This window comes from Streptomyces sp. PR69 (genome assembly GCF_026420845.1).
Classification (GTDB): domain Bacteria; phylum Actinomycetota; class Actinomycetes; order Streptomycetales; family Streptomycetaceae; genus Streptomyces.
The window spans coordinates 59,148-82,027 of record NZ_JAOWCB010000002.1 but is presented as its reverse complement, the minus strand read 5'-3'; the positions used below and the strand labels follow the sequence as shown (position 1 = coordinate 82,027).

Sequence of the window (22,880 nt, the reverse complement as noted above, 5' to 3'; positions counted from 1 at the left end):
GTACCGGTCCTCGTACCGGCCTCGTACCGGCTGTCTGCTCGATCTGCGCGACCCACAGAGGATAGTGCGAGGGGCCTCGGCGGCCGAGAAGAAGGGGGGTCAGGGCCTCAGGCAGCGGCGTTCGCCGTCCCCGGCGGGGATCAGGCAGGCCGCCAGCCCCTCGGGTCCGCCGCCGATCATGGGCGTGACCACATAGCCCTCCGCGTCGAAGGAGTCCTTGATCTCCACGCGCTGGGTGCTCTGCCCGGGGAGGCTGATCTCAAGGCGGTCGCCGACCTCGCCGAACCACATCCGTGCCCAGCTCGCATCGCAGGTCGGGCTGTAGCGGATCTCCATCGAGGGGCCCCGTTCGGGACGGTGCTCGACGACCGTGCGCGTACCGGAACCGGTGATGCCGCAGGCCAGGGGGAGGGAGAGGCGGCCTGTGCACGCCTCGCCGTGGCATCCCGGCCGCAGCTTCTCCGCTGAGGCGGAGGCGGAGGCAGAGGCTGAGGTGGCGGCTGAGGCGGCGGCGCTGTCGGCGTCTTCGCCGCGGAGCAGGCCCCGCCCTGCGATGACCGCCGTGGCCGTCGCCGCGGCCGTCGCGGCCAGCAGGACAGCGGCCAGGGGAGCGGTGAGCGGCCGCCGGAAACGCGTGCGCAGGGGTGGGGGCAGGGGCGGTCTCTGCTGCGAGGGCCCGGTGCCGGCGTCGTCGGTGTCACCGGCTCCATCGGCCTCACCGGCTCCGCTGGTTCCGTTGGCTCCGTCGGTTCCGTTGGCCTCCTTCGCTGCGTCGTCCGCTTCCCTCGCGAGGTCGATGAGCGCCAGCAGCCGCCCCGGAGGCTCATCCGCCAGGCGGCACAGCTCGCGGACCAGCTCGTGAGGAGGCAGCTGGGCGCCGCTCAGCCAGCGGTGCCAGGCGGAGCTGCTCGCCGAGGTGCGGTCGGCGAGTGCGGGCAGGCTCAGCCCCGTACGGCAGCGGAGCTCCGTCAGCTCCCTTGCCAGAAGCCGGCGCGCCGTGCCGGCCGCGTCCGTTCCGCCGGTCATTTACGCAGGACTTCCCAGGTGTGCGGGCCCATGATGCCGTCGGGCACCAGTCCCGCGTCATCCTGAAGCCGCTTGACGGCCTTCTCCGTCGACGGCCCGTACGCGCCGTCGATCTCACCGGGCAGATAACCGCGGTAGCGCAGCAGGCATTGTGCCTCCACCACCTCCCAGCTGGTGGAGACCTGCTGGAGCAGCGCCTCGACCGTGTCGCTGCGTCCGGCATGCAGCAGGCCGCCCGCGCGGTGGATGTCGCAGGTGTACGTCCGGCCCGGCTCGAAGACGAAGGCGGAGGACGCGACCTCGCGGCTCTTGTCGGCCTGCGGGGCGCGGCGGGGGCCGTCGGACGCCGAGTCGGACCCGTCGTCGGAGCCAACGGCCCACAGAAGGAGAGCGGTCGCCGCCGCCACCGCCGCGGCCATGCCTGCCAGGACCATGACCGGGACGGAACGGCGCGCCGGGCGGGACGGGCGGGACGGGCGGGACGGGTCGGCGGGCGACGCGTCCGGCGAGGTCTGGCCCCGCTCAGGCGAGGTCCGCCCCGGCTGCGGCGGAGTGTCCCCGGGCCGCGACGCGTCCCCGGGCCGCGGCTCCTCGCCCGGAGCCTCGCCGGGGGCCTCGGCGCTCGCCGGGGCATCCCTGCGCGCGGCCGTGCGCCGCTCCTCCTCCGCGAGCGAGCGGAGCGCCAGCAACCGGTCCGCGTCTCCTCCGCAGGCATGGGCGAACTGCCGAAGCGCCGCGGCAGGCGGGAGTCCGCGGCCGTTGAGGTAGCGGTCCCAGGACGACCTGCTCGCATGGGTGCGGGCTGCCAGCGCGGTGAGGCTCAGGCCGCTGCGGTCCTTCAACAGGCGCAGCTCCGAGACGAACTGCCGTCCGTGGGTGTCGAGTCCGTCCGGCGGCTGTTTCTCCTGAACGCCGTCCATGCGGAGTCACTTCCCCCTGTCGCCGCGGGCCTTCGCGCTTGTCGATCAGCGGGCGCGGTCCGGCACCCGTAAGGCGAGCCTAACTGATCTGTCCCGAACGCCGGATCGGGCGGTGCGCGTGGCCCGCGGCATCCCGGCACGCCCCAACTGCCGCTGCTCCGCCGCAGGTCAGGAACTGGGGGCGTCCCATGTGCCGAGGGCGACGGAGCTGAACGGAGCTGAATGATGCTGCCCGGCGGGGCGTTTCAGCCGCCGCCCGCTTCCGAGGCGTCCGTGGCCTCCGTTGTGTCTGCGGCGTCCGTTGCGTCTGTGGCGTCTGCGAGGCTGTCCAGCGCCCGGGAGAGACGCTCCAGGACGTGGGCCGTCTCGGCGAAGGCGTCCGGGCCGCCGAGGGCGTCGCGGAGGCGGCGGGCGAGGTCGGCGTGGCCGGGGCCGATCTGCTCGACCGCCGCGCGGCCCTCGGGGGTCGCCTGGAGGAGCTTGGCACGGCGGTGGGCGGGGTTGGGGGCGTAGACCGCCAGGCCCTGGTCGACCAGCAGATCCGCGATGCGCTGCACGCTCTGGCGGGTGATGCCCATGGCGCGGGCGATCCCGGCGACGGTCTGAGCGCGGCGCAGTACGGCTCCGAGGACCTGCCAGCGGGCGGCGGTGAGCCCGGCGGGGCGGGCCAGGGCCTCGGAGGCGGTGAGAAACTGGCCGTTGAGCCGGAAGACGCCCAGCGCGGTGCGGGTGAGCAGGTCCTGGGCGGCACGGGTGGCGGCATCGGGCGGGTGCGGGATGCCCGGCGTGCGCGGGGTCTGGTCGCTCACGCCCGGCGTACCTCGTCGGCATTCGTCTCGTGCACGGCGAGATGGACGGTTGTCGAGGCGGCGGGCTTCGAGGCGGCGGGCTTCGAGGCGGCGGTTTTCGCGGTTGCGGGCGTCGAGGACGGGGCGTTCATGAGGCCCTCCCGGGGAGCGCTGCGATATGACAACACGTTGTCACTTGGTCAGGATGCTGTCAATGCTCTGGCGACGCCGCGCCGCCCCGACACCCTGCCGATGAAAGTGGCCCAGGCCATACAAGGTGGCCATGTCCGCCCCCGCCCGCCCGTCCTTACCCTGGGCCGCATGACCCCTCATGCCGACCTCCATGCCGACCGCTACGCCGACCCGCAGACCGGCGCCGCGGTGAAGGCCGCCGACCGTGCGCATGTGTTCCACTCCTGGTCCGCCCAGGGCCTGATCGACCCGCTCGCCGTCGCCGGCGCCGAGGGCTCGTACTTCTGGGACTACGACGGCAACCGCTATCTCGACTTCACCAGCGGTCTCGTCTACACCAACGTCGGATACCAGCACCCGAAGATCGTCGCCGCGATCCAGGAGCAGGCCGGGAAGCTGGCGACCTTCGCGCCCGCCTTCGCCGTGGAGGCGCGGTCCGAGGCGGCCCGGCTGATCGCCGAGCGGACGCCCGGCGACCTCGACAAGATCTTCTTCACCAACGGCGGGGCCGAGGCCGTCGAGAACGCCATCCGGATGGCCCGGCTGCACACGGGCCGCCCCAAGGTGCTCTCCGCGTACCGCTCGTACCACGGCGGCACCGCGACGGCCATCAATGTGACGGGCGACCCGCGGCGCTGGGCGTCCGACAGCGGCACGGCGGGCGTCGTGCACTTCTGGGGGCCGTTCCGCTACCGCTCGCCCTTCTACTCCGCCACGGAGGAGGAGGAGTGCGCACGGGCGCTGACGCACCTTCAGGACACGATCGCCTTCGAGGGGCCGGGCACCATCGCGGCGATCGTCCTGGAGACGATTCCGGGGACGGCCGGCATCATGCCCCCGCCGCCGGGCTATCTCGCGGGCGTCCGGGAGATCTGCGACCGGTACGGGATCGTCTTCGTCCTTGACGAGGTGATGGCGGGCTTCGGGCGTACGGGCGCGTGGTTCGCGGCCGACCACTACGGCGTGGTGCCCGACCTGCTGACCTTCGCCAAGGGCGTGAACTCCGGGTATGTCCCGCTGGGCGGGGTGGCGATCTCCGGCGCGATCGCCGAGACCTTCGAGACCCGGCCGTACCCCGGCGGACTGACGTACTCCGGCCATCCACTGGCCTGCGCGGCCGCCGTCGCCACCATCAACGCCATGGCGGAGGAGGGCGTCGTCGAGCACGCCGCCCGCATCGGCGAGACGGTCCTCGGCCCCGGGCTGCGTGAACTGGCCGAGCGCCACCCGTCGGTGGGCGAGGTGCGCGGCCTGGGCGTCTTCTGGGCGCTGGAGCTGGTCCGGGACCGCGACACCCGCGAGCCCCTGGTCCCGTACAACGCCTCGGGCGAGGCGAACGCGCCGATGGCCGCGTTCGCCGCCGCCTGCAAGCAGAACGGCCTGTGGCCCTTCGTCAACATGAACCGCACCCACGCCGTCCCCGCCTGCACCGTCTCCGAGGCGGAGGCCAAGGAGGGCCTGGCGGCGCTGGACGCGGCGCTGGCCGTGGCGGACGAGCACACCACCGAGGCCGAGACGGCGCGCTAGCCGTATTACGGCGTATTACGCTGCTGTGGTGGCGAAGACGCGTATCTCCATCAGCCTGGAGCCCGAGGACGCCGAGGCGATCAAGGCCGTTGCCGCTGAGCACGGTCTGGACGTCTCGGCGTTTCTCGTCATGGCGGGCCGCAAGGAGGCGGCCAGGCTGGCCCGTATAGCGGCGGCGTTCGCGGACATCGACGCCGCGCTCGCCGAAGCCGAGGCGGAAGGGGACGCCTTGGCCTGGCCGCCCGCCACCGGGCCGGATGTGGACGCCGACGAGGCGGCACGGGTCAGGTCCGAGATCGCCGCGGCGCGGGCGCGCTCCGCGGAGCGCCGCCGCGGCAGCGCCGCATGAATCTCGGTTGTCCCAGCTGCCCGGATCTCGACACGCTGGGAGATGTGGTCTACGACGCCGGGATGCTGATCTCGCTCGCCGACAAGCGGCCCGGGACGGCGCTGATCCGGCACCGGGAGTTCGCCAGGAACGGGCTTCCGGTGGTTCCCGCTCCAGTGATCGCCCAGGCATGGCGCGGCGGCGCCACACGAGCCCATCTCGCCCGCGCTCTCAAGGAGTGCGCTGTCGTCAGCTGCTACACGGAGACGGAGTGGCGGCGCGTCGGCGAGCTCATCGGCCGCGCCGACCGCGCCGGCCGCGCCGGCCTCTTGGCCAAGAAGCGGCCCGACCCGGTCGACGGACTGGTGGCCCTCACAGCCGTTCAGATCGGCGCGGCCTTGGTGGCCACGTCGGACCCCGAGGCCATCCAGGCGTATCTGGACCAGATTCCGGGGGCCGACGTCGTGGTGCCCGTGCGGGTGTAGAACCGGCCCGCTCCGGGGCTGCGACTACGCCACGGCGAGGACGATCTTCCCCTTCGTCCGGCCCGACTCACCCAGCTCATGGGCCTTCGCCGCCTCCTCCAGCGGCAGCACCGCGTCGACCGCCACGCGCAGGTGGCCCGACTCCACCAGGGCCGTGAGGGCGTTGAGGCCGCCGTGGTCCGGTTCGACGATGGTGAAGCCCGCACGGAGGCCCAGCCCGGCCGCGGTGTCGGCGAGCGCGGCCTCGGCGGGGGAGGCGATGGAGACGACACGGCCCCCGGAGCGCAGGGTCTTCAGCGAGCGCGGGCCGTACTCGCCGCCGACTGCATCCAGGACGACGTCGATGTCACGGGCCGCCGTGACGAAATCCGTCGTCCGGTAGTCGATGACCTCGTCCGCGCCGAGGTCCCGGACGAAGTCGTGCTTCTCGGCGCTCGCCGTGCCGATGACATACGCGCCCCGCGCCTTGGCGATCTGCACGGCGAGATGGCCCACTCCGCCCGCCGCCGCGTGGATCAGCACCCGCTGGCCCTCGGCGACCCGGGCCGTGTCGACGAGGCACTGCCAGGCGGTGAGCCCGGCGACGGGCAGGGCCGCCGCCTCGACATGGGTGAGCCCGGCCGGCTTGCGTGCCAGATGGCGGGCGGGCGCGGTGAGGAACTCGGCGTACGCGCCCGCCGGTTCGGGCAGCCGGGGCATGCCGAAGACCTCGTCGCCCGCCTCGTACATCGTCACCCCGAGGCCGACAGTCTCTACCGTGCCGGAGACGTCCCAGCCGAGTGGGACCGGGCGGCCCGGCGTCAGCAGGCCGCCGGTTGCCCGGTGCCACCAGTCCGTCGGGTTGACGCCGGCCGCATGCACCCTGACGAGGATCTCGCCGGGCCTCGGCTCGGGGCGGTCGATCTCGACGATCTTCAGGACTTCGGGGCCGCCGAGGACGTCCTGGCCGATGGCGCGCATGGTCATAGCTCCTTGCTGTTCAGGGGGAGTCGCTTGCCGCGATTGCGTACGGAGCCAGCCTGCGGGAGGAGATCCGGCGCTTCGAGTGGCCAGATGGACAGGATATGCAAGGATCTGGCCATGCATCGTGTGGTTGTTCTCGCCCTTGACGGCGTGTATCCCTTCGAAATGAGCATCCCGGTACGGATCTTCGGCACTGCGGAAGGGCCCGACGGCAAGCCCCTGTACGAGGTGATCACCTGCGGGCTGGACCGGGGCGCGGTCCGCACCAGCGCGGACTTCACGGTGAACGTCGAGCACGCGGCGGCCGAGGCGTTCGCGGCCGCCGACACGATCGTGATCCCGCCGTTCGACTGCGACCTCGAAGAACTCGCCGACCCCGCACGGGAGTTCCTGCCGGACGCGCTCGCCGAGGCGTTCGCGCGGGTCAAGCCCGGGACGCGTACGGTCTCGATCTGCACGGCCTCGTACGTGCTGGCCGCGGCCGGGCTGCTGGACGGGCGTCCCGCGACCACACACTGGGTGGGCGCGGACGTCTTCCAGCGGCGGTTTCCGTCCGTCCGGGTCGACCCGGACGTGCTGTTCGTCGACGACGGAGACGTGCTCACCGCGGCGGGGGTCGCGGCCGGGGTCGATCTGTGTCTGCACCTCGTGCGGCGCGACCACGGCAGCGAGGTCGCGAACCGGGTGGCGCGGCTGTGCGTGGTGCCGCCGTGGCGGGACGGCGGCCAGGCGCAGTTCATCGAGCGCCCGGTGCCGGAGCCGGCCGCCGCGGCCACCTCGGCGACTCGTGCGTGGGCGCTGGCCCGCCTCGACCGCCCGCTCACCCTCGCGGAGCTGGCCTCCCACGCGGGGATGAGCGTACGGACCTTCTCCCGGCGCTTCCGTGACGAGGTGGGCATGACGCCCGTCCAGTGGCTCACCCGGCAGCGTGTCGAGCACGCCCGCCGGCTGCTGGAGACCACGGACTGGCCGGTGGACCGGGTGGCGTCGGCGGCGGGGTTTGGGACGGGGGCGTCGTTGCGGGGGCACTTGGGGGCGGTGGTGGGGGTCTCGCCGAAGGTGTACCGGCGGACGTTCAAGCGGGTTGCTTCCCCGCCCCTCCCCCTACGGCCTGGGGCGTAGAGGGAGGGGCGAGGGAGGCTCCACCTCCAGGAAGCGCCTGCCCCGCCGCCCCTTGTACAGCAGCGCGTCCCAGCCCAGGCCGGTGAGCGCCGCGGCGCAGGCCGTGAGGCGGGAGGTCTCCTCGTAGGCGGCGGCGCTGCCCGCGGGGCCGAGCCAGTCGACGAGGACGAGGGCGGGGCGCTCGCCGGGGCGGACGCGGTAGCCGGTGGCCGTGCGGCGGCCGGAGGCGTCGACGGCGGAGGGCGGGAAGCCGGAGGCCTCCAGGGCGAGGGAGACGGCGCGGACCATACGGCCGCGCTCCCAGGGCGCGGGCGCCGAGACATCGCCCCCGCAGGTCAGCCGGCGGATCTGGAGCAGCGACTCGAAGGCCGTACGCACCTCGGCCGCCCGCGGTGCCCGTGCCCCGTCCGGCGTCGCGGGCCCGTCCCCCGTCGCGGGTTCGAAGGTCTGCGGTGAACCGTTTGAACCGTCTGAACCGTTCGGCATGGTGTGACCCTCCTCCCTGTCGTAGACCGTAGCCGCGGACCCTGGCCTATCGTGTCGGGGACCTGAATGCCTCGGTCGCCGGGACCGGCGGAGAAGGAGAACGTCACGATGCGCGGCACCGGCAGCCCCAGCGCTGTCACCCGCAACACCCTGCGGCAGCAGATAGCCGAGGCGCTGCGCGACGAGGTCCTGGCGGGGCGGCTGCGGCCGGGGCAGGCGTTCACGGTCAAGGAGATCGCCGAGCAGTACGGCGTCTCCTCCACCCCGGTCCGCGAGGCGCTCGTCGACCTGTGCGCCCAGGGGCTCCTCGACTCCGACCAGCACCGGGGCTTCAAGGTCCACCGGTTCTCCGTGGACGACTACCGCGGCATGGTCGAGGCCCGCGCCCTCATCGCGGACGGCCTCTTCCGAGCGCTGGCCCGCCGCGGCCCCGACGCCGCTCCGCACGGCCAGGCCCTGGTGTCCGTACGCCGCCGCGCCGAGGAGGCCGCCCGCGCCGCCCGCGGCGGGGACCTGGACATCCTCATCGGATACGACCTGCGGTTCTGGCGGGAGCTCGGCGCGATCGTCGCCAACCGCTACATCGGGGACTTCCTGCACCGGCTGCGTGTGCAGTCCTGGGTCTTCGCCGTGCCCTATCTGCGGGGGGACGCCAGTCTGTCCGACTGGCTGTGGGGCGGGCACGAGCAGCTCATCGACGCGGTCGCCCGCGGTGACGCCGCCACCGCGGGAGCGGTGGTGCGCGCGTACAACGACCACGCCCTGTCCTGGGCGGACCGCCTGGAGGCCCGCCACGTCCGGCAGCCCGGCCCCGCGCCGCGCTCGGCCACCGCTGGGCCGCCGTGTCCGGCGAGCGGTCCGGGGCCGGATGCTGCCGGGCCGCCGCGTCCGGCCGACGTCGGTCTGCGAGATGCCGCGGTCGAGCCGCCGTGTCCGGCGGCCGGTCCGGGGTCGGATGCTGCCGAGTCGCCGCGCCTGGCCGCCGGGTCGCGGGACGCCGCGGTCGAGCCGCCGTGTCCGGCGGACGGTCCGAGGCCGGATGCTGCTGGGCCGCCGTGTCCGGCGGCTGGTTCGGGGCTGGATGCTGCCGGTCCGCCGCGCCTGGCCGACGTCGGGTCGCGGGACGCCGCGGTCGAGCCGCTGTGTCCGGCGGACGGTTCGGGGCCGGAGGCTACTGAGCCGCCGTGCTCGGCGGCCGGTTCGGGGCTGGATGCTGCCGGGCCGCCGCGCCTGGCCGCCGGGCAGCGGGAAGCCGCGGCCGGTCCGCCGCGCCTGGCCGACGTCGGTCTGCGAGATGCCGCGGCTGGGCCGCCGTGTCCGGCGGACGGTCCGGGGCCGGATGCTGCCGAGTCGCCGCGCCTGGTCGACACCGGGCCGCGAGATGCCGCGGCCGAGCCGCCGCGCCCGGTCGCAGGGCCGCGGGAAGCCGACCGGCCCCAGCCGCCGCGGCCGGCCGACGGCGGTCCGTGCGAGGCGGCCGAGCAGTGAGCGTCGTCGACCTGTCCGTCGTCGTGCCCGCCTACAACGAGGAAACCCGGCTCCGCCCCACCCTCGACGCCATCTGCGCCCATCTGCGCGCCGAACCCGGCCGCTGGGGCGAGTGGGAGCTGATCGTCGTCGACGACGGCTCCACCGACGCCACCGCGGCGGTCGCCCGCGAGGCCGCCGCCGAGGAGCCCCGCATCCACCTGATCGGCGGCAGCCGCAACCGCGGCAAGGGCGACGCCCTGCGCCGGGGCGTCCTGGCCAGCTACGGCCGCCGGGTGCTGGTCACGGACGCCGATCTCGCCACCCCCATCGAGGAGCTCGACCGCCTCGACAAGCAGCTCGCCGCCGAGGACAGCGCCGCGGCGATCGGCTCGCGCGCCCATCCCGAGTCCCGGATCGAGGTGCACCAGCGCCGCAGCCGCGAGTGGCTCGGCCGGCTGGGCAACCGGCTGATACGCGCCGTCGCCGTCCCCGGCATCCATGACACGCAGTGCGGCTTCAAGCTGCTGGAGGGGGAGCGGGCGCGTGCCGCGTTCGCGGAGTCGCGGCTCGACGGCTGGGGCATCGACATCGAGATACTGCGGGTCTTCCACCGCGAGGGCTGGCCCGTCACGGAGGTCCCGGTGCGCTGGTCGCACCAGTCCGGCTCCAAGGTCCGGCCGCTGGACTACGTGCGCGTCCTCGTCGAGCTGGCCCGTCTCAGGGCCCGCGGCGTCCGCCGCGTCCGCCGCGCGGACCTCGCCGTCGCCGGGCTGTTCCTCCTCGCCTCCGTCCTGCTCTACAAGGGCCTGTGGGCCGACCTCGACCGCGGCTATCTCGCCGACGCCGGACAGGACCAGAACCAGTGGGAGTGGTTCTTCGCGGTCACCGCGGACAACGTCAGCCACCTCAGAAATCCGCTGTTCACCACCCTGCAGAACAACCCCGACGGTGTGAACCTGATGGCCAACACCGTCATGCTGGGTCTCTCCGTCCCGCTGACCCCCGTGACGCTCCTGCTGGGGCCCACGGTCACCTGGGCGCTTGTGCTCACCCTGGGCCTCGCCGCCACCGCCGCCGCCTGGTACTGGCTCTTCGTCCGCAGAGTCACCCGCAGCCTGCCGGCCGCCGCCCTCGGCGCGGCCTTCGCCGCCTTCGCGCCGCCGATGATCTCCCACGGCAACGCGCACCCCAACTTCCTCGTCCTGTTCCTGATCCCGGTGATCGCAGACCGGGCGCTGCGGCTCGCCGACCCGCGTCCGCGCGTCATACGGGACGGCGCGCTGCTCGGCCTGTTCGCCGCGTACCAGATCTTCCTCGGCGAAGAGCCGCTGCTGCTCGCCGCCATGGGCATGCTGCTGTTCGCCCTCGCCTACGCCGCCGTGCGGCGGGATGTGGCACGGGCCGTGTGGCGGCCGATGCTGCGCGGTCTCGGCGTCGCCCTCGCCGTCTGTCTGCCGCTGGTCGCCTTCCCCCTGGGCTGGCAGTTCTTCGGCCCGCAGAGCTATACGGGGGTGCTGCACGGCGACAACACCGGCAACAGCCCCCTCGCCTTCCTCCAGTTCGCCGGGCGTTCGCTCGCGGGCTCCGACGCGGGCGCGGACCCGCTCGCCATGAACCGCACCGAGCAGAACGCCTTCTACGGCTGGCCGCTGCTCGCCCTCGCCGCCGCGATCGCCATCCGGCTGTGGAAGCTCGCCGTCGTCAAGGCGGTGACGTTCACGGCGCTCGCCGCCGCGCTGCTGTCGCTGGGCGTGCGCTTCCGGATTCCGTACACCGACATCGTGCTGACCGGCCCCTGGCGTGCGCTCGCCCACCAGCCGCTGTTCGAGTCGGTCATCGAGTCCCGGGTGGCGATGATCTGCGCCCCGGCGCTTGGCGTGCTGCTGGCGCTGGCCGCGGACCGGTTGGCCGCCACGCGGGTGCGGCTGCACCGCGCCGTCGGCTGTGCGGCCCTGGCGGCCGCGCTCACGCCGGTGCTGCCGACGCCGTACCCGGTGCGGGAGCGGCCGGAGGTCCCCGCCTTCTTCGCGTACGGCGCGTACCGCGGTTACGTCTCCGAGGGCGAGTCGGTCGTGACCGTGCCGCTGCCCGATCCGGGCAGCGCGGACGCCCTGCACTGGCAGACCTCGACCGGCCTCGGCTTCTCCCTCGCCGGGGGCTACTTCAACGGCCCGTGGGGCCCGGACCGCATCGGCATCTACGGGGCCGTCCCCCGCCACACCTCGAATCTCCTCAACGATGTGCGCGCCACCGGCCAGGTTCCGCAGCTCGGCCCCGAGTGGCAGGCGCAGGCGCGGCGCGATCTGGCGGCATGGCGCGCGGGCGTGGTCGTGCTGCCGCCCACTTACCGCGAACAGGCCCTGTACGAGACCGTGGAGAAGCTGCTCGGCCGTCCCGGGGAGCGGGTGGCCGGGGTGTGGGTATGGGACCTGTGAGGGCGGGGCGGGCGCGATGGCCGCCCTTCGCCCGGCATGCCGGGGGCACTACGCTGTCCGTCCCCTTGAACGATCCTGCAACTCCGTTGGAGAGCGAGCTTTCCGTTGGCCTGTGACCTGTGGCTGGTGCCCCTTGTCGATGTGCTGTGCCACAGCCCCGACAACCCCTTCGCCGAAGAGATCGCGTCCTATGACAAGGCGCTGACGGAATCCGGGCTGCCCACCGTCCCCGTCTTCGCGTATATGCCGGGCCTTTCCGGGGACGTCGCGCCGGTCGCGGGCTTCGACTACGACGCGCTGCACTTCCTGCGCCGCGCCTATCTGCTCCAGCTCTGCGGGCTCGCGGTCACACCGGTGGACGAACTGGGCGGCGACTATGAGCAGTTGCTTGAGATGTTCGAGTCGACGGCCCAGCAGTCGCACCTGGTGTGGCACTACGACCACGCGGGCGCGTATGTGCCGGTCGACTTCCCGGCCCCGCTGTCCAACGAGGAGCTGCTCGCGGGCGGCGGACCGCTGGGCTCCACCCAGGGGTTGCTGCGCGAACTGGAGTACGTCGCCCCCTCGATCGGCATCGATCCGGTGAATCCGCCGGACGCGCCGTTGCCGCCGGAGCGGCCGACCACGCTGGAGGAGCCCGCGGGGCCGATCCCGTACGACGAGAGCCCATTCGCGCGGGAACGTCATGTGTGGCTGGGGCTGCACGCGGCCGCGACCCGGAGCCTCGGCCAGGGATCCATGATCATCTTCAGCTGACCGAAGGATCGCCGACACGTTCCGTACGCGCAGTCGCACACAGAGTCCGCACATTCTCTTCAGATGCGCGACACCTGCCGCCGATAGGACCGGCGCATGCCGCAAACGACCACACCCTCCGCAAACGGGGCAGTCGACGGAGCCGACGGAGCCGACGCATCGCCTGCGCCGGCCGCGCCGACGTGCTTCGACGACGTCAAAGGCTGGTTCTGGCCCGCCGACCAGCTGCTCTTCGACTGGTTCCTGACCCGCCAGCGCGACCAGGACATCCGCGGGGACCTGCTGGAACTCGGCGCGTACCTCGGCAAGAGCGCCGTGTTCCTCGGCCGGTACCTCCGCGACGGGGAGCAGTTCACCGTCTGCGACCTGTGGGACTCGCCCGCGCCCGACGCCTCCAACACCAAGGAGATGAACCGCTCGTACGCCACGCTCACGCGCCGCGCCTTCGAGACGAACTATCTGGCCTTCCACGACGAACTGCCCACCATGGTGCAGGCCCCCACGTCGGTCATCGCCTCACGGGTGCGGTCCGGCAGCTGCCGCTTCATCCACGTCGACGCCTCGCATCTGTACGAGCACGTCCACGGCGATGTGCGGGCCGCACGCCAACTGCTGCTGCCCGAAGGCGTCGTGGCCTTCGACGACTTCCGCGCCGAGCACTGCCCCGGCGTGGCGGCGGCCGTGTGGGGCGCGGTCGCGGACGGCGGGCTGAAGCCCGTCGTGATCAGCGGCAGCAAGCTGTACGGGACCTGGGGCGACCCCGATCCCGTACGGGAGGAGCTGCGGGGGTGGCTGAAGACGCGGGCGGATCTGTGGCACGGGGTGGAGGAGGTCGCGGGGCGGCCGCTGATCCGGGTGGGCGGCAAGAAGGCGGTTGCGCCGGAGCCGCCGGCGTCCCGGCACGCGCCGAAGCGCCGGGAGCCCGTGGCGGCGTCCCCTCCGGCGCAGGCGTCCCCGTCCGGGCCCTCCTGGCCCCGCCGCGTGGCCCGTGAGCTGCTTCCCCCGGCCCTCACCAGGGCCCTCAGAGCGCTGCGGCGCTGACCCTTCCCGAAACTGGGGGCTCCGCCCCCAGACCCCCGGTCCTCAATCTCCCCCAGCTACCTCCTCCAGACTCCGTCCGGGGGTGCCCCCACGGAGGCACCCCCAGCGGGCTGGATTTTCCAGCCCCGCCTGGGGGTACCCCCAGCGGTAGCTGGGGGAGTTTGGGACGCGGGGACCAGATCCCCTGCCCCGCCCGGCACTTGAGGCACAGGGGCTGCACGTTTCAGCCCCCTCGGCGTTTGCGGCGCGGGGACCAGAAACTCAGCTCCGCCTGGGGTGCCCCCAGCGGTAGCTGGGGGAGTTTGAGGCGCAAGAACCCGCACAATCAAGCCTCGCCGGCGATTGAGGCGGGAGGGCCAGAAACTCAGCCCCGCCGGCGATTGAGGCGCGGGGGCCGGGGGCGGAGCCCCGGGTTACCGCGGGGGCTCCGGCGGCCTCTGCCGCGGCATGTTCGGCCGGGTCACCGGCGGCAACGGCATCCGGCCGGCCGGATGCCCGTTCTCCGCCCGCGGCGGCACCGTGCCGTTCGTCTGCATCACCAGCGGCGTCGGGCCCGACCGGAACGCCACCATCCAGTCCGCCGTCTCCGCCCGCACCAGCTCCGTCACATCCTCGGAGAACCGCCGCAGCACCGTCAGACAGCGCTCCGCCGCCTCGCCCGCCGTGCCCTCCGTGGGGCCCAGCACCTCGCGTACGCTCTCCGACGCCCAGTCGAACTGGAGGGTCTGCAGCCTGCGGTACACCGCCTGAGCCGTCGCGACGTCCCGCATCCACCCCGAGGTGAAGCCGAACCAGCGGTCGCACCCCAGACAGGCCGCCGCGAGCAGCAGCGACACATAGCCCCAGCCCGCCGCGCCGTCGAGGCCCGTCGTCACTTCGAGGAGCGGCAGCGCGGCTCCCACGACCGTGCCGGCGGCGGTGCCCGCGCGCAGGATCCGGGCGGCGCGGCGTTTGCGGTCGCGGTCGGCCAGATACCAGGAGGCCGTGCGCAGCGCACCCGTCTCGACCCAGCGGTACAGCTCGTCGAGGCGCTCCGCGGGCTCGCCCCAGTCGCCGAGCGGAAGCGGCCTTCCGGTCAGGTCGCCGGGCGACGGCATGCCGTCCTTGCCGTCCTCATCCCGGGCGGATCCCCCGGGCTGCATCTCCGGCTGGCTCACCGGTGCACTCCTTACGCTCTGCGCTCCGCCGTGCATCTGCGTCCGCGCATCTCTGTCTGCTGCCAAGCTGGTGCGTTCCGCCACTGTGCGTGACGCGAAGACGCGCGTGCGTATCGATGCGCGCGCTCTTCCTACCGCCGAATGGTGGGCCATGACCCCGGAATCCCAGTAATTCCGCCCGCAAGAGGCCGTTGATCAGGTATGGGAGCAGCAGGTTACTCACTCGAAAGAGTCAGTCGCCGTGTGTGGCGCATGACGACCGCCGACCACGTAGGCTCGCCCTACCGAACATCGTCGTCGAACGTGCCAGGAGTGACCGTGATTCCCGGTGGTGGCCAGCCGAACATGCAGCAGCTGCTCCAGCAGGCCCAGAAGATGCAGCAGGACCTCGCCAAAGCCCAGGAGGAGCTGGCGCAGACGGAGGTGGACGGCCAGGCGGGCGGCGGTCTGGTGAAGGCCACCGTCACCGGCTCCGGCGAGCTGCGGGGCCTGGTGATCGACCCCAAGGCCGTGGACCCGGAGGACACCGAGACCCTGGCGGATCTGGTCGTCGCCGCGGTGCAGGCGGCTACGGAGAACGCGCAGCAGCTGCAGCAGGCCAAGCTGGGCCCGCTGGCGCAGGGGCTGGGCGGCATGCCGGGGCTTCCCTTCTAACGGGAGCCCGCAGGAACTACCGTACGTACCAGAGATCTGAGCAGGGCAGGAAAGGCGTTCCGTGTACGAAGGCGTGGTTCAGGACCTCATCGACGAATTGGGCAGGCTGCCCGGCGTCGGTCCCAAGAGCGCCCAGCGGATCGCCTTCCACATCCTCCAGGCCGAGCCGGCGGACGTCCGGCGGCTCGCGCACGCCCTGCTGGAGGTCAAGGACAAGGTGCGCTTCTGCGCGGTGTGCGGCAACGTCGCCCAGCAGGAGCAGTGCGGCATCTGCCGTGACGCCCGCCGCGACCCGGCGGTCATCTGCGTCGTGGAGGAGCCGAAGGACGTCGTCGCGATCGAGCGGACCCGGGAGTTCCGGGGCCGCTATCACGTCCTGGGCGGGGCGATCAGCCCCATCGAGGGCGTCGGCCCCGACGACCTGCGGATTCGCGAGCTGCTTGCCCGGCTCGCGGACGGGACGGTCACCGAGCTGATCCTCGCCACCGACCCCAATCTGGAGGGCGAGGCCACCGCCACGTATCTGGCACGCATGGTCAAGCCGATGGGACTGAAGGTCACACGGCTGGCCAGCGGTCTCCCTGTGGGGGGAGACTTGGAATACGCCGACGAGGTCACGCTGGGACGTGCCTTCGAGGGGAGACGACTTCTCGATGTCTGACGCCATGCTGCACGCCGTAGGCCAGAACCCCGACGACTTCGCTGTCCAGATCGCCGACTCCATCGAGTCGTTCATCGTCGCGACCACCGAGGTCGCCAAGGGCGACGAGCCCGACAGCGCCGTGCCCTTCCTGCTGCTTGAGGTCTCCCAGCTGCTGCTGACCGGCGGCCGGCTGGGCGCGCACGAGGACATCGTCCCCGATGAGCGCTATGAGCCCGACGCGGGCCCCGACCCGGACATGGACGACCTGCGGGAGCGCTTCGCCGCGCTGCTGGACCCGGTGGACGTCTTCTCCGAGGTCTTCGACCCGTACGAGCCGCGCAAGGCGCCGGTCGCCTGCCGGATCTCGGACAACCTCGCCGACGTCATCACCGATCTGCGCCATGGCCTGGCGCACTACCGCGCGGGCCGCACCAGCGAGGCGCTGTGGTGGTGGCAGTTCTCGTACTTCTCCAACTGGGGCCCGACGGCCTCGGCCACGCTGCGCGCCCTGCAGTCCCTGGTCGCCCATGTCCGCCTGGACCAGCCCCTCCAGGAGCTGGACGGTCTGGACACGGACGAGGACCTGAGCGAGGACGCGCTGGCGGAGGAGGCCGGGCGGGTCATGGCGGAGGAGATCGCGGCCCCGCTGGGCCTGCGCACACCCGCGAGCTGATCCGCGATCCGAATCGACGGGCCCGCGCCCGCCCGCGGCCTGCCGGGCGGCGGGCGCCGGGGTGGGGAGGGCGTATGCGCGCATGGTGGAGACGGTTCCGGGCCCCTGCGGCAGAGGAGTTCCTCGACGCTCCCGACGATGAGCTGGCCGCCGCGGCCGAGCGCTATGTGCAGCGGTTACGGCGTTTCTACGACGTCCGTGCGCGCTGGCACCGCCGGGGCTACCGGCTCACCGGCGTCGTCGTGATCCTTGTCGGCGCGCTGCTGCCGTTTCTGGCGACGGCGGAGTACGCGAACAAGGAGCTGACCCTCGCCCTGGCGGGGGTGACCATCTCCGTGGTGACCGGGGTGCGTTCGTTCTTCCGCTTCGACCAGTCGTGGGTGCTGCTGCGCAACACCGAGATCGCGATCACCGAGGAGTATCTGCGCTGGAAGCTCAACCGCCGCCGCGGCGGCGGCGAGGAGCCGGTGGCCGCGGCCCGGCGGCTGATCGAGGCGGTGACGCGCATCCGCCGCGACGAGGCCGGCGAGTACTTCAAAGAGCTGCCCTCGCCTCAGCCTGGCGTCGACGGCCAGGTGTCCATTCCCGCACCGGGCAGGGGACGGGGCTGAGCGTCCGGAGCAGACTGGAAGCGGGCAGCGCGGGACTGCTGAGCGGGACTGTGGCTCAGAACCGCGGCGCGTGACTGTGGCGGGGAACTGCGGCGGGGAACTGTGGCTTGGGACACATCGAGGCGTGGGTCCGGCGGGGCAGGGCAGGCGCAGCCCCGGAGCGGACCGGCTCCGGCGCGTGATCGCACAGTGAGCGGGACATCTCACGATGTGGTATCTGAGGGCCGGAGTCCGGTCGCTCGTTAGACTGAGCCGACCGCGGCAGACTGCCGCGAACTGAACCGAGCGAGGAGCGCACGTGGGCCTTGTCGTGCAGAAGTACGGAGGCTCCTCCGTTGCCGATGCCGAAGGCATCAAGCGCGTCGCCAAGCGGATCGTCGATGCCAAGAAGAACGGCCACCAGGTCGTTGTGGTGGTATCCGCGATGGGCGACACGACGGACGAGCTGATCGATCTCGCCGGGCAGGTATCCCCGATGCCTACCGGGCGCGAATTCGACATGCTGCTGACCGCGGGAGAGCGCATCTCCATGGCCCTGCTGGCCATGGCGATCAAAAACCTGGGCCACGAGGCCCAGTCGTTCACCGGCAGCCAGGCAGGCGTCATCACCGACTCGGTCCACAACAAGGCGCGCATCATCGATGTGACGCCGGGCCGGATCCGCACGGCGCTGGACGAGGGCAATATCGCCATCGTCGCCGGCTTCCAGGGCGTGTCGCAGGACAAGAAGGACATCACCACGCTCGGCCGCGGCGGCTCCGACACCACGGCCGTCGCCCTCGCCGCCGCGCTCGACGCCGAGGTCTGTGAGATCTACACCGACGTCGACGGCGTCTTCACCGCCGACCCGCGGGTCGTGAAGAAGGCGAAGAAGATCGACTGGATCTCCTTCGAGGACATGCTGGAGCTTGCCGCCTCCGGCTCCAAGGTGCTGCTGCACCGCTGCGTCGAGTACGCGCGCCGCTACAACATCCCGATCCACGTCCGGTCCTCCTTCTCGGGGCTCCAGGGCACATGGGTCAGCAACGAACCCCGTATCGAGCAGGGAGCCCAGAAGGTGGAGCACGCCCTCATCTCCGGAGTCGCCCACGATGTCTCCGAGGCCAAGGTCACGGTCGTCGGAGTGCCGGACAAGCCGGGCGAGGCCGCGGCCATCTTCCGGGCGATCGCCGACGCCGAGATCAACATCGACATGGTGGTCCAGAACGTCTCCGCCGCCACCACCCACCTCACCGACATCTCCTTCACCCTCCCCAAGACCGACGGCCGCAAGGCCATCGACGCCCTGGAGAAGGCGAAGGCCGCGGTCGGCTTCGAGTCGCTGCGCTACGACGACCAGATCGGCAAGATCTCCCTCGTCGGCGCGGGCATGAAGACCAACCCCGGCGTCACCGCCTCCTTCTTCGAGGCCCTGTCCGACGCGGGCGTGAACATCGAGCTGATCTCCACCTCCGAGATCCGCATCTCCGTGGTCACCCGCGCCGAGGACGTCAACAACGCCGTGCGCGCCGTGCACACCGCCTTCGGGCTCGACTCCGACTCCGATGAGGCGGTCGTCTACGGAGGCACCGGGCGATGACCCGCAAGCCGGCGCTCGCGGTCGTCGGAGCGACCGGGGCCGCCGGCGCGGTCATGCTCCAGATCCTGTCGCAGCACGCGGACGTCTGGGGCGAGATCAGGCTGCTCTCCTCGCCTCGTTCGGCCGGCCGCAAGCTGGCCGTGCGCGGCGAGGAGTGCGAGGTCGCGGCGCTCGCCGAGGAAGCCCTCGACGGGGTCGGCGTGGCCGTCTTCCTGGCGCCGCGCGAGGTGTCCGAGCGCTGGGCGCCCATCGCCGCCGCCAAGGGCGCGGTGGTGGTGGACACCTCCCCGGCCTTCCGGCTGGAGGCGGACGTCCCGCTGGTGGTGCCGGAGGTCAATCCGCACGCCGTGCGGGTCCGCCCGCGCGGCATCGTCGCCAGCCCGCACGACACCACGCTCGCGCTGCTGCCCGCGATCGGCGCGCTGCACGCCGCGTTCGGGCTGCGGGAGCTGGTCGTCTCCACCTATCAGGCGGCCAGCGGCGCCGGCCGGGACGCGGTGGCCGCGCTGCGCGCCCAGCTCTCCCTGGTCGCCGGCACGGAGCTGGGCGCGGCCCCCGGAGACGTACGCCGGGCCGTGGGCGACGGCCCCGGCCCGTTTCCCGCGCCGCTCGCGCTCAATGTCGTGCCCTTCACCGGCACGCTCCAGGAGGGCGGCTGGTCCTCCGAAGAGCTGGGGCTGCGCGCCGAGACCCGCAAGGTCCTCGATCTGCCGGGGCTGCCGGTGACCGCCACCTGCGTCCGGGTCCCGGTCGTCACCACCCACTCCCTGGCCGTGCACGCGCGCTTCGAGAACGAGGTGACGGTGGAGCGGGCGCATGAGGTCCTGGCCACCTCGCCGGGCGTCGTGCTGTACGACAGCCCTCAGGCCGGTGACTTCCCGACCCCGGCGGACGCCGTGGGCACCGATCCGACCTGGGTGGGGCGGGTCCGGCGGTCCCCGGACGACCCCGCCGCGCTGTCGCTGTTCGTCTGCGGCGACAATCTGCGCAAGGGAGCCGCGCTCAACTCGGTGCAGATCGCGGAGGCCGTGGCGGCCGAGCTGGGTTCCGGCTGCTGAGGGGCCCTGGGCGGCCCAGGGCCCGGCAGGCATATGCCGGGCTTTGTAAGATCCGTGTAAGTACGGCTGCAACCGGCAGTTGGCTGGGGGACGTCTTTGCGGTCGCGTCTGTGCAGTGCCGCGAACGAGCGGGGCATTGGGGAAGAGCGAGTACGCATGAACACATGCACAGCACCGTCGAAAACGGTGGCGTACGCGTACAACCCTGACGGGGGGAAGCGTGTCCAACCAGCGTGGCAGAGGTTCTCGAGTTCACCAGGGTGTTCCCGGCGCGCGGCATACGCGGCGCCGGGCCACGGCGCGGCGCGGCGGCTCTGCCGCCGCGCAGACCGCGCCCGCCCGGCGGCATGCCGGTGATCGCGCCCATGCCGTTCACCCGGACCTCCCACACCGCCGCGCAGCTGCCGTCGCAGCGCGGGGGCGCTGACGACGCCATGGCTGCGGGCACCACCGTCGACCATCTCACCGAGACCTACCGCGCCCACTACCGCTCCCTGCTCGGCCTCGCGGCCCTGCTGCTCGACGACACCGCCTCCTGCGAGGACGTCGTCCAGGAGGCGTTCATCCGCGTCCACTCGGCCCGCAACCGCGTCCGGGACCCGGAGAAGACGCTGGCCTATCTTCGCCAGACCGTGGTGAACCTCTCCCGGTCCGCACTGCGCCGCCGCATACTCGGCCTCAAGCTGCTCTCGAAGCCCATGCCCGACATGGCGAGCGCGGAGGAGGGGGCGTACGAGCAGCTGGAGCGGGACGCGCTGATCAAGGCGATGCGCGGGCTGCAGCGCCGCCAGCGCGAGGTGCTGGTGCTGCGGTACTTCGCCGATATGACCGAGGCTCAGGTCGCCCAGACGCTGGGCATATCCCTGGGCTCCGTGAAGGCGTACGGATCACGGGGCATCGCGGCGCTGCGCGTCGCCATGGAGGCCACGGCGTGAACGGGCACCACAGCCGCCGGGACGGCTGCCAGGGCCGCGGCGGCCGCGAAGGCTACGAGGTTTACGAGGGTCACGGCGGTCGCGAAGGTTACGGCGGTCGCGACGGCCGTCATGGGCCAAACGGTCAGCGGTTCGGGTTCTTCGGACCGGACGGACCGATGAGCAACGCAAACACGGACAAGGGGTCGGATCAGCATGCGAGCGAGGGGCATGTGAGCGACTTGGGCGGCGACGGCCTCGGCGCCGACGAGCTGGCGCTGCGCCGGCTGCTGCACGGCGCGGTACAGGACATCCAGCCGGCCGAGGGCGCTCTCGACCAGCTGCGCCGGGCGGTGCCCGCACGGCGCGCCCGCAAGCGGCAGGCGCTGGTGGGCGTGGCCGCTGCCGCGCTGCTGGTGGGCGCCGCGGTGCCCGCCTTCGTCCACGCGGCGGACGCCTCCGGCAGCGGCGAGGACACCCGTGCGGTCAACGCCGGGCACGGGGAGCAGACTCAGGGCGGCCTCGGCGCTGAGACCTCCGGCGAGACCGGCGGAGACACCGGAACGCAGGGGGCCGGCGGGGACGGCGGCGGAGGCGGGCACAGCCGCAACGCCCCGTCCCAGACGTCCGGCGAGGAGCAGACCGCGGGCAGCGCGGACGGCGCGACCGGGGAGCCGGCCGCCCCTCCCGGCACCGCGGCCTCCCCCTCCCCGGCGTGCGAGGCGGCCCAGCTCGGCGTCGCCGCCGTCCGGACGGCCGAGCCCGACGCCGAAGGCGCGGTGTACGGCACATTCCGCATCGCCAATGTCTCCGACGCACAATGCACGGTCAGCACCCCGGGCGCCGTCGCCTTCAAGGCGGCCGGCGCGGCCGACCCCGCGAAGATCAACGTCGTCGCGCACACGGCGGGCGATGCGGCGACCGGACTGCCGGACCCCGCACGGGAGCCCGGCGCCCTCCGGCTGAAGCCCCAGGACGCCTACGAGGTGCGGTTCGCCTGGATTCCCGCGGACACCTGCCCGAAGGAGAGCGAGCCGACCCCCGACCCCACCCCGACGGGCGGCGGCTCCACCGGCGGCGCCGGGACCTCGGGCAGCACCTCCGGCACAGGCGGCGGCGGTGAGACGACGACGTCGACCACCACCACGACATCGGCGCAGACATCGGACAAGTCCGGCCAGTCGGCGGACACGGCCGACGGCGCCGAGCCGCAGCTCACGCTGGAGGACGGCACTCCCCGGGAAGGGAGCGTCACCGTCGTCCACACCCCGGAGGCCGGAGCGCCGGCGGCACAGGCGACCGTGCCGAACGCCTGCTCGGGCACCGTCTACTACACGGGCGTGCTGCCCGCCGAGTAGCCGGAGGGGTGCGGAGGGGCGTCAGGGGGGCCGTCCGCGGACTCCAGCAGCGCAAGGACGGCCTTTGGGGTCCAGGCCTCACGAGCCCCGGAGCAGCCGGCCAGATAGCCCGCGGCACGCGCGGCGCTCCAGCCGTGAGCCTGCATCAGCCCGGCGGCCAGATGCCGCAGATACGGGGCCGAGGGGGCGTTCCCCGGCACATCGGCGCGCCCCCACGGAGCCGTGAAGGTCACCACCGGCAGGCCGTCCAGCAGACCCGGACACACCAGCGTCTCGTACCGTCCTGGGCCGAGCCGTGCGCGCCCGCGCGTGAGCACCTCCGTCAGATCGAGATCCGCGCCGGGCGTCCGGTACATCTCCTGCGCGGCGATGTCCGAGAACTGGGCCGCCGTCAGCAGATGGGCGCGGGCCGGGGCCACGCCGGGCTCCGCGGGGTCGTAGAACGCCCGGCCGCCGCCCCACAGCGCCGACTCCGTGGCGAAATACAGGCCGCCGGGCAGCAGCACCGGCACGGAGCGCTCCGGGGGCCGCGGGTCGCGGCAGCCGGGGCAGGTGCGGGCGCCGCCGGGGGGCGTGCCGCCGGAGAGGTAGTACCTCAGGCGGCGCAGATCCATGTTCGACCCGTAGGCCGCGTACCAGACGCGGTCCGGCGGCCGCTCCGGCGGCGCCGCCGTCCGCCCGAGCGGGGTGAGGA

General features: G+C 72.8%; 23 protein-coding genes and 1 pseudogene. 16 read left to right on the top strand and 8 right to left on the bottom strand.

Annotated features, from left to right (window positions below; genetic code table 11):
- Positions 1-99 precede the first annotated feature (99 nt).
- From OF819_RS02075 to OF819_RS02060, 4 genes are all read right to left on the bottom strand, one after another.
- The gene (locus OF819_RS02075) at positions 100-1,026 is read right to left on the bottom strand and encodes a helix-turn-helix domain-containing protein (RefSeq protein ID WP_267241542.1); all 927 of its coding nucleotides are present in this window, start codon (positions 1,024-1,026) and stop codon (positions 100-102) included.
- Complete coding sequence (locus OF819_RS02070) at positions 1,023-1,946, bottom strand: peptidoglycan-binding protein (RefSeq protein WP_267241541.1); 924 nt, start codon at positions 1,944-1,946, stop codon at positions 1,023-1,025. The genes OF819_RS02075 and OF819_RS02070 overlap by 4 nt, the downstream gene beginning before the upstream one ends.
- A 245-nt stretch (positions 1,947-2,191) precedes the next feature.
- Positions 2,192-2,755 (bottom strand): MarR family winged helix-turn-helix transcriptional regulator, encoded by a 564-nt coding sequence (locus OF819_RS02065; protein WP_416370458.1) that lies wholly within the window; start codon positions 2,753-2,755, stop codon positions 2,192-2,194.
- Complete coding sequence (locus OF819_RS02060; protein ID WP_267241540.1) at positions 2,752-2,886, bottom strand: hypothetical protein; 135 nt, start codon at positions 2,884-2,886, stop codon at positions 2,752-2,754. The genes OF819_RS02065 and OF819_RS02060 overlap by 4 nt, the downstream gene beginning before the upstream one ends.
- Positions 2,887-3,055: 169 nt before the next feature.
- Between OF819_RS02060 and OF819_RS02055 the strand changes: the two genes are divergently transcribed.
- Genes OF819_RS02055 through OF819_RS02045 form a run of 3 tightly spaced genes read left to right on the top strand, consistent with a single transcriptional unit; the run spans position 3,056 to position 5,266 of the window.
- Positions 3,056-4,453, top strand: a complete 1,398-nt coding sequence (locus OF819_RS02055) for an aspartate aminotransferase family protein (protein WP_267241539.1) — start codon at positions 3,056-3,058, stop codon at positions 4,451-4,453.
- A 28-nt stretch (positions 4,454-4,481) separates the two neighbouring features.
- Complete coding sequence (locus tag OF819_RS02050; RefSeq protein ID WP_267241538.1) at positions 4,482-4,802, top strand: hypothetical protein; 321 nt, start codon at positions 4,482-4,484, stop codon at positions 4,800-4,802.
- A gap of 44 nt (positions 4,803-4,846) precedes the next feature.
- The gene (locus tag OF819_RS02045) at positions 4,847-5,266 is read left to right on the top strand and encodes a hypothetical protein (RefSeq protein ID WP_267241537.1); all 420 of its coding nucleotides are present in this window, start codon (positions 4,847-4,849) and stop codon (positions 5,264-5,266) included.
- Between the two features lie 24 nt (positions 5,267-5,290).
- Here the strand turns inward: OF819_RS02045 and OF819_RS02040 are convergent, their stop codons facing one another.
- Positions 5,291-6,232 carry an NADP-dependent oxidoreductase gene (locus OF819_RS02040; RefSeq protein WP_416370457.1) on the bottom strand — a complete coding sequence of 314 codons (942 nt, stop codon included), beginning with the start codon at positions 6,230-6,232 and terminating at the stop codon, positions 5,291-5,293.
- 114 nt (positions 6,233-6,346) lie between these two features.
- On the opposite strand from OF819_RS02040, the gene OF819_RS02035 reads away from it, so the two are divergent.
- On the top strand, positions 6,347-7,351 hold the full coding sequence (locus OF819_RS02035; protein ID WP_267241536.1) for a GlxA family transcriptional regulator: 1,005 nt from the start codon (positions 6,347-6,349) through the stop codon (positions 7,349-7,351).
- Here the strand turns inward: OF819_RS02035 and OF819_RS02030 are convergent.
- On the bottom strand, positions 7,334-7,837 hold the full coding sequence (locus OF819_RS02030) for a hypothetical protein (protein WP_267241535.1): 504 nt from the start codon (positions 7,835-7,837) through the stop codon (positions 7,334-7,336). The genes OF819_RS02035 and OF819_RS02030 overlap by 18 nt on opposite strands.
- Before the next feature lie 108 nt (positions 7,838-7,945).
- On the opposite strand from OF819_RS02030, the pseudogene OF819_RS02025 reads away from it, so the two are divergent.
- The 4 genes and pseudogenes from OF819_RS02025 to OF819_RS02010 form a co-directional block, all read left to right on the top strand.
- A pseudogene (locus tag OF819_RS02025) lies at positions 7,946-8,629 on the top strand (GntR family transcriptional regulator); the annotation flags it as partial.
- Between the two features lie 692 nt (positions 8,630-9,321).
- A complete protein-coding gene (locus OF819_RS02020) occupies positions 9,322-11,742 on the top strand; it encodes a dolichyl-phosphate beta-glucosyltransferase (protein WP_267241534.1) in 2,421 nt (806 codons plus the stop codon).
- Positions 11,743-11,847: 105 nt separating this feature from the next.
- Positions 11,848-12,498: a hypothetical protein gene (locus OF819_RS02015; RefSeq protein WP_267241533.1), complete on the top strand. Its 651-nt coding sequence runs from the start codon at positions 11,848-11,850 to the stop codon at positions 12,496-12,498.
- 96 nt (positions 12,499-12,594) lie between these two features.
- Positions 12,595-13,539: a class I SAM-dependent methyltransferase gene (locus OF819_RS02010; RefSeq protein WP_267241532.1), complete on the top strand. Its 945-nt coding sequence runs from the start codon at positions 12,595-12,597 to the stop codon at positions 13,537-13,539.
- Positions 13,540-13,952: 413 nt separating this feature from the next.
- On the opposite strand, the gene OF819_RS02005 is transcribed toward OF819_RS02010, so the two are convergent.
- A complete protein-coding gene (locus OF819_RS02005) occupies positions 13,953-14,696 on the bottom strand; it encodes an SLATT domain-containing protein (protein ID WP_267241531.1) in 744 nt (247 codons plus the stop codon).
- Positions 14,697-15,014: 318 nt separating this feature from the next.
- Between OF819_RS02005 and OF819_RS02000 the strand changes: the two genes are divergently transcribed.
- From OF819_RS02000 to OF819_RS01965, 8 genes are all read left to right on the top strand, one after another.
- Positions 15,015-15,350 carry a YbaB/EbfC family nucleoid-associated protein gene (locus OF819_RS02000; protein WP_267241782.1) on the top strand — a complete coding sequence of 112 codons (336 nt, stop codon included), beginning with the start codon at positions 15,015-15,017 and terminating at the stop codon, positions 15,348-15,350.
- A gap of 61 nt (positions 15,351-15,411) precedes the next feature.
- A complete protein-coding gene (gene recR / locus OF819_RS01995) occupies positions 15,412-16,011 on the top strand; it encodes a recombination mediator RecR (RefSeq protein WP_267241530.1) in 600 nt (199 codons plus the stop codon).
- Positions 16,004-16,666, top strand: coding sequence for a DUF5063 domain-containing protein (locus OF819_RS01990; RefSeq protein ID WP_267241529.1), 663 nt, complete (start codon positions 16,004-16,006; stop codon positions 16,664-16,666). The genes recR and OF819_RS01990 overlap by 8 nt, the downstream gene beginning before the upstream one ends.
- 74 nt (positions 16,667-16,740) lie before the next feature.
- On the top strand, positions 16,741-17,277 hold the full coding sequence (locus OF819_RS01985) for a DUF4231 domain-containing protein (protein WP_267241528.1): 537 nt from the start codon (positions 16,741-16,743) through the stop codon (positions 17,275-17,277).
- Between the two features lie 298 nt (positions 17,278-17,575).
- Entirely contained in the window at positions 17,576-18,856 is a 1,281-nt protein-coding gene (locus OF819_RS01980; RefSeq protein WP_267241527.1) for an aspartate kinase, read from the top strand.
- Positions 18,853-19,914, top strand: coding sequence for an aspartate-semialdehyde dehydrogenase (locus tag OF819_RS01975; protein ID WP_267241526.1), 1,062 nt, complete (start codon positions 18,853-18,855; stop codon positions 19,912-19,914). The genes OF819_RS01980 and OF819_RS01975 overlap by 4 nt, the downstream gene beginning before the upstream one ends.
- A gap of 233 nt (positions 19,915-20,147) precedes the next feature.
- Positions 20,148-20,849, top strand: a complete 702-nt coding sequence (locus OF819_RS01970; protein ID WP_267241525.1) for a SigE family RNA polymerase sigma factor — start codon at positions 20,148-20,150, stop codon at positions 20,847-20,849.
- Between the two features lie 158 nt (positions 20,850-21,007).
- A complete protein-coding gene (locus OF819_RS01965; protein ID WP_267241524.1) occupies positions 21,008-22,186 on the top strand; it encodes a hypothetical protein in 1,179 nt (392 codons plus the stop codon).
- Here OF819_RS01965 and OF819_RS01960 read toward each other — a convergent pair.
- The gene (locus OF819_RS01960) at positions 22,159-22,800 is read right to left on the bottom strand and encodes a histone deacetylase (protein WP_267241781.1); all 642 of its coding nucleotides are present in this window, start codon (positions 22,798-22,800) and stop codon (positions 22,159-22,161) included. The genes OF819_RS01965 and OF819_RS01960 overlap by 28 nt on opposite strands.
- Positions 22,801-22,880 lie beyond the last annotated feature (80 nt).

Excerpts from the sequence above, each read along its gene's own strand:
- OF819_RS02075 (WP_267241542.1), bottom strand. The coding sequence starts at position 1,026 with ATGACCGGCGGAACGGACGCGGCCGGCACGGCGCGCCGGCTTCTGGCA.
- OF819_RS02070 (WP_267241541.1), bottom strand. The coding sequence starts at position 1,946 with ATGGACGGCGTTCAGGAGAAACAGCCGCCGGACGGACTCGACACCCAC.
- OF819_RS02060 (WP_267241540.1), bottom strand. The coding sequence starts at position 2,886 with ATGAACGCCCCGTCCTCGACGCCCGCAACCGCGAAAACCGCCGCCTCG.
- OF819_RS02055 (WP_267241539.1), top strand. The coding sequence starts at position 3,056 with ATGACCCCTCATGCCGACCTCCATGCCGACCGCTACGCCGACCCGCAG.
- OF819_RS02040 (WP_416370457.1), bottom strand. The coding sequence starts at position 6,232 with ATGACCATGCGCGCCATCGGCCAGGACGTCCTCGGCGGCCCCGAAGTC.
- OF819_RS02035 (WP_267241536.1), top strand. The coding sequence starts at position 6,347 with ATGCATCGTGTGGTTGTTCTCGCCCTTGACGGCGTGTATCCCTTCGAA.
- OF819_RS02030 (WP_267241535.1), bottom strand. The coding sequence starts at position 7,837 with ATGCCGAACGGTTCAGACGGTTCAAACGGTTCACCGCAGACCTTCGAA.
- OF819_RS02010 (WP_267241532.1), top strand. The coding sequence starts at position 12,595 with ATGCCGCAAACGACCACACCCTCCGCAAACGGGGCAGTCGACGGAGCC.
- OF819_RS01990 (WP_267241529.1), top strand. The coding sequence starts at position 16,004 with ATGTCTGACGCCATGCTGCACGCCGTAGGCCAGAACCCCGACGACTTC.
- OF819_RS01985 (WP_267241528.1), top strand. The coding sequence starts at position 16,741 with ATGCGCGCATGGTGGAGACGGTTCCGGGCCCCTGCGGCAGAGGAGTTC.
- OF819_RS01975 (WP_267241526.1), top strand. The coding sequence starts at position 18,853 with ATGACCCGCAAGCCGGCGCTCGCGGTCGTCGGAGCGACCGGGGCCGCC.
- OF819_RS01965 (WP_267241524.1), top strand. The coding sequence starts at position 21,008 with ATGAGCAACGCAAACACGGACAAGGGGTCGGATCAGCATGCGAGCGAG.
- OF819_RS01960 (WP_267241781.1), bottom strand. The coding sequence starts at position 22,800 with ATGGATCTGCGCCGCCTGAGGTACTACCTCTCCGGCGGCACGCCCCCC.